The following is a 1,165-nucleotide window of genomic DNA, read 5'->3' on the forward strand; positions in this document are numbered from 1 at the left end:
ACACCAGCCGGGCCGGTCGGATCAGGGCGATCAGCTCGGCCAGTGCGGCCGCCTGGGCCCACCCCTCGGCGTCCAGGGGGCGTCCGACGTCCGGGCCGGACCAGGTGGCCCGCTTACCGGCGTGCGCGTGCCGGACCACAGCGATCGTCGCCGTCACCGACGGCAGCGCGGCGAAGGCCGCCAACACCTCGGCGTCGTGCGGGTAGCTGACCAACCGGATCGCGTCGTCGACAGCGAGCCAGCGGATGTCGTCCACCACGGTGTCCGGTTGGAAACCGCCGCTGGCCACCGCGAGCATCGACCAGTAGTCGACCAGCTTGGGCTGCCCCTCGCTGCGGTAGCGCACCGAGGGCAGCCGCACCTGCGGCACACCCCGCACGTCGGACTCCTCGGCCACCTCACGGACCGCCGCGGCCAGCGCGTGCTCGCCGGGTTCGAGTTTGCCCTTCGGCAGCGTCCAGTCGCCGTAGCGGGGGCGGTGCACCACGCAGACGCGTACGCCGTCGTCGGTCGGCCGCCAGGCCACCCCGCCGGCGGCCCGGATGCCGGTCACGGCAGCCAACTGGTCCGCCGTCGCCGGGTGGCTCGGTGCCAGGCAGCCGGCAGGCGATCCCGCGCCCGGCGCACCGAGGCGCGTTCCCGTTCGGCCAGCCGCCCGGCGGTGACCGCCAGCTCGTGGTCGTCCGGCCGCGCGGCGGCGATCTCCAGCCAGGTGTCCGCCGCCACCGCCGCGTCCTGGTGCTCGCCGAGCACGTTCTGAACCCGGGCGAGGGCGCGGGACAACCGGCGCGCGCCCTTGCCGACCGTCGGGGCCACCGCGTTGACCGCGTACCGGGCCTGCTTGCCCTCCTTGCGGACGGCGTGCCAGCGGTCGTCCGGCGACTGCGCGTCCAGCCCGTCGACGCCGTCCGGCCCGGTCAACCGCCGCCACTGGCGCGCCACCAGCGCGGGCAGCGCCTCGGTGGCGGGCGCGGCCGCCCGGCGGGTGAGTCGGGGCGCGCGGGCGGCCAGCACCAGGGAGTCCACCAGGGCCAGGTAACGCGCGGAGCGCAGCATCTCGTCGATGGCGGTGAACGCCCGCCGCTGCCGTTCGGCGAGCACCTCGCCGAGCCGGTCCACAGCACCCGGGTCGAGCGGGCTCAGCGGATCGGCGTCGGCGGTACGA

At 76.2% G+C, this 1,165-nt stretch carries 2 protein-coding genes; both read right to left on the bottom strand.

Translation table 11 applies throughout. The features are described from left to right. Positions 1 to 562: NUDIX hydrolase (locus tag KBX53_RS33660; protein ID WP_210863886.1), on the bottom strand; the 562-nt coding region annotated here is incomplete at its 3' end. Then, positions 550 to 1,165, bottom strand: a 616-nt coding sequence (locus tag KBX53_RS33665; protein ID WP_210863887.1) for a CHAD domain-containing protein, incomplete at its 5' end; no start/stop codon positions are given. The genes KBX53_RS33660 and KBX53_RS33665, both read right to left, overlap by 13 nt.

The sequence above is a fragment of the Micromonospora sp. M51 genome (assembly GCF_018070305.1).
GTDB classification, from domain to species: Bacteria; Actinomycetota; Actinomycetes; order Mycobacteriales; family Micromonosporaceae; genus Micromonospora; species Micromonospora parva.